Raw genomic sequence first — 3,403 nt, 5'->3', positions numbered from 1 at the left:
GGCCCCCCGCCGCATCGCCCGGGCGATATCGACGAGGCGATCCTCTACGGCGCCCATCCGGTGATCGAGGCGCTGCGCAATCCACAGCGGCGCTTCCGCAAGCTTCTCGTCACCGAGAACGCCCTGAAGCGTCTCACCGAGGAGATCGGCGAATTGCCGATCGCGCCCGAACTCGTGCGCCCCTCCGAGATCGACCGTCTGCTGACGCCCGATTCGGTGCATCAGGGGCTCTATCTCGTCTGCGATCCCCTGCCCTCGCCCGATCTCGACTCGCTACCGGACGACGCCGTCGTCCTCGCGCTCGACCAGATCACCGACCCGCACAATGTCGGCGCGATCCTGCGCTCGGCGGCGGCCTTCGCGGTCGCGGCGGTGATCGTCACCGTCAGGCACTCGCCGGCGGCGACAGGCGTGCTCGCCAAATCGGCCTCCGGCGCGCTCGAGCACGTCCCGCTGATCGCCGTGAAGAACCTTGGCGACGCGCTCGACAAACTCGGAAAGCGCGGTTTCCTGCGCGTCGGCTTCGATTCGGAAGGGGATGTCTCGCTCGACGACGTCGCCCTGCGCCGGCCCCTCGTCATGGTCATGGGCGCCGAGGGCAAGGGCCTGCGCCAGCGCAGCCGCGAACTCTGCGACCACCTCGCCCGGCTCGACATGCCCGGCGCGATCAAGAGCCTCAACGTCTCCAACGCCACCGCGATCGCGCTCTACGCCGCAACACGGCAGCGCTGAGCCCGCTCAGCGCTTCCCGGCCGGGAGCCGCCTCTCGCTGGATGCGAGCGGCAATACGTCGTTGGCGCCGATCCGGATGACGCGCACGACCTGCCGGCCGCGCTCCCCCTCGATCCGGTAGATCACCGGATCCGCCACCGGAGGGCGCGGTATTCCGATGGCAACCGGGATCGACGGTTCGGCGCGCTCGAAGCGATAATCAGGCTGGCTGGTCCGCACCGACAGCCGGAACGAGGGATCGTAGACGCCCGGCCAGTATCCACCGAGCCCAGAACCGTAGCCATAGCCCGGGCGATGGAAGCCGCGGCCGCGCGGGCCCCCATGGAACGGCCTGCCCGGCATCGCAAACGGGCGGGCCTGCGGGGCTGGAGCGAAGCCGGGCGAACGTACGCCGGCCGGCCCTGCCGCGCCGCCTGCGGGCCTGGCGGAGACGCTCGAGCCGAGTACAAGCAGGCTGCCTGCAATACAGGCCAGACGGAACACCGGGATGCCGACCATGTCGCCCCCTCCTGTCCTTCGGAATCGCCGCTGGAAGGAGACGCTAGCCGCCTTGCGCGCGGAAGGCGAATCGAGCGCCGCATGGCGGCGGAAAGCAGGTCTCACCGGTTAATGAGTCGTTAGTCTTACACCCTTTGGTGCAAGACCAAGTGCCTGCTTGAAGCTTGGGGGCTGTGGGCTCATTCGTTCCCCATCAAACTTGTCTTTTCTAGGGCTTTTGGCGAGTCGGCAACGTCCGGCTCCAACGCAAAGACCGCTGCAAGGCGGCGTGGAGGCGTAGCGGGTGGTCCGCTGCGCTGGGGGAACGAAACTACGGGAGCGGATCATGAGTGTTGCACAGGCATCGGGGGCCGCCGGCCCACGCCCGATGACCAGGGAAGAGAAGCGGGTCATCCTCGCCTCCTCCCTGGGCACGGTCTTCGAATGGTACGATTTTTACCTCTACGGTTCGCTCGCCGTGATGATCGGCGCGCACTTCTTCTCGGCCTTCGACCCGAATACGCGCGCCATCTTCGCGCTGCTCGCCTTCGCCGCCGGCTTCCTCGTCCGTCCCTTCGGCGCGCTCTTCTTCGGTCGCCTGGGTGACCTGATCGGCCGCAAGTACACCTTCCTCGTCACCATCGTGATCATGGGCGCCTCGACCTTCCTGGTCGGCCTGCTGCCCAGCTACAATTCGATCGGCTGGATCGCCCCGGTCATCCTGATCGTGCTGCGCATGCTGCAGGGCCTCGCGCTCGGCGGCGAGTATGGCGGCGCCGCGGTCTATGTCGCCGAGCACGCCCCTCCCGGCCGCCGCGGCTTCTACACCTCCTGGATCCAGACCACGGCGACGCTCGGCCTCCTGCTCTCGCTGATCGTCATCCTCGGCATCCGCACCACCATGGGCGAGGCCGAGTTCACCGCCTGGGGCTGGCGCATCCCGTTCCTGGCCTCGATCTTCCTGCTCGCGATCTCGGTCTGGATCCGTATGCAGATGCAGGAATCCCCCGCCTTCAAGAAGATGAAGGAAGAGGGAACCGGCTCGAAGGCGCCGCTCTCCGAGGCTTTCGGCCAGTGGAAGAACGCCAGGATCGCCCTGCTCGCGCTGTTCGGCCTCACTGCCGGCCAGGCCGTCGTCTGGTACACCGGCCAGTTCTACGCCCTGTTCTTCATCCAGAGCATCCTGAAGGTCGACCTGTACTCGGCCAACGTGCTGATCGCCTGGTCGCTCATCCTCGGCACCGGCGGCTTCATCGTCTTCGGCGCGCTGTCGGACAAGATCGGCCGCAAGCCGATCATCCTTGCCGGCTGCCTGATCGCGGCACTGACCTACTTCCCGCTGTTCGGCGCCCTCACCAAGGCCGCCAATCCCGGCCTCGCCGCGGCCCATGCCAACGTCAAGGTCCAGGTCGTCGCCGACCCCGCCACCTGCGGCTCGGTCTTCGATCCGGTCGGCGTGCGCACCTTCACCCAGCCCTGCGATATCGCACGGCGCACGCTCGCCACGCAGGCGATCGTCTACACCCAGGCCCCGGCTCCGGCCGGCACCCCGGCCAAGGTCACGGTCAACGGCAAGGAAGTCGCGATCGACGCCAGCTTCGCCGCCAACATTGCCAAGGAAGCCGTCGCTGCCGGCTATCCGGCGGCAGGCGACGCCCGCATCGTCAAGACCGGCTTCCTGGGCGCGCTGTTCGGCGGCCAGTCGCTGACGGTCATCGCCATCCTGACCATCCTCGTCATCTATGTGACGATGGTCTACGGCCCGATCGCCGCCGCCCTGGTCGAGCTCTTCCCGACCCGCATCCGCTACACCGGCATGTCGCTGCCCTACCATATCGGCAACGGCTGGTTCGGCGGCCTGCTGCCGGCGACCTCGTTCGCCATGGTGGCCGGCACCGGCGATATCTACTACGGCCTCTGGTACCCGATCGTGATCGCGATGATGACCTTCGTCATCGGCATGCTCTTCGTGCCCGAGACCAAGGATCGCGACATCATGACCTACGACCACTGATCGGCTTTACGATCGGCCGGCCTTGCCGGCTGCCGAGCCCCGCCCTCGTGGCGGGGCTTCTCTATTGGGCCATGGGTGTCAAGTCGGCTGACGACGAATGTCTCAGATGGGCCGGAAGGGGAAGTTGGCTCTTCTCTATTGGGCCATGGGTGTCAAGTCGGCTGACGACGAATGTCTCAG

3 protein-coding genes are annotated in these 3,403 nt (G+C 67.0%); 2 read left to right on the top strand and 1 reads right to left on the bottom strand.

Annotated features, from left to right (window positions below; all coding sequences use genetic code 11):
• Window positions 1-732 (top strand): 23S rRNA (guanosine(2251)-2'-O)-methyltransferase RlmB (rlmB, locus tag RKE40_RS29385; RefSeq protein ID WP_316021697.1); only part of this gene is annotated, 732 nt, incomplete at its 5' end.
• Between the two features lie 6 nt (window positions 733-738).
• Here the strand turns inward: rlmB and RKE40_RS29380 are convergent.
• Window positions 739-1,230, bottom strand: a complete 492-nt coding sequence (locus tag RKE40_RS29380) for a hypothetical protein (RefSeq protein WP_316021696.1) — start codon at window positions 1,228-1,230, stop codon at window positions 739-741.
• A 325-nt stretch (window positions 1,231-1,555) separates the two neighbouring features.
• Here RKE40_RS29380 and RKE40_RS29375 point away from each other — a divergent pair, with 325 nt between their 5' ends.
• Window positions 1,556-3,223 (top strand): MFS transporter, encoded by a 1,668-nt coding sequence (locus tag RKE40_RS29375; protein ID WP_316021695.1) that lies wholly within the window; start codon window positions 1,556-1,558, stop codon window positions 3,221-3,223.
• Window positions 3,224-3,403: the final 180 nt, after the last annotated feature.

Source organism: Allobosea rubneri, assembly GCF_032464875.1.
GTDB lineage: Bacteria > Pseudomonadota > Alphaproteobacteria > Rhizobiales > Beijerinckiaceae > Allobosea > Allobosea rubneri.
This window is presented reverse-complemented; position numbering and strand designations above follow the sequence as displayed.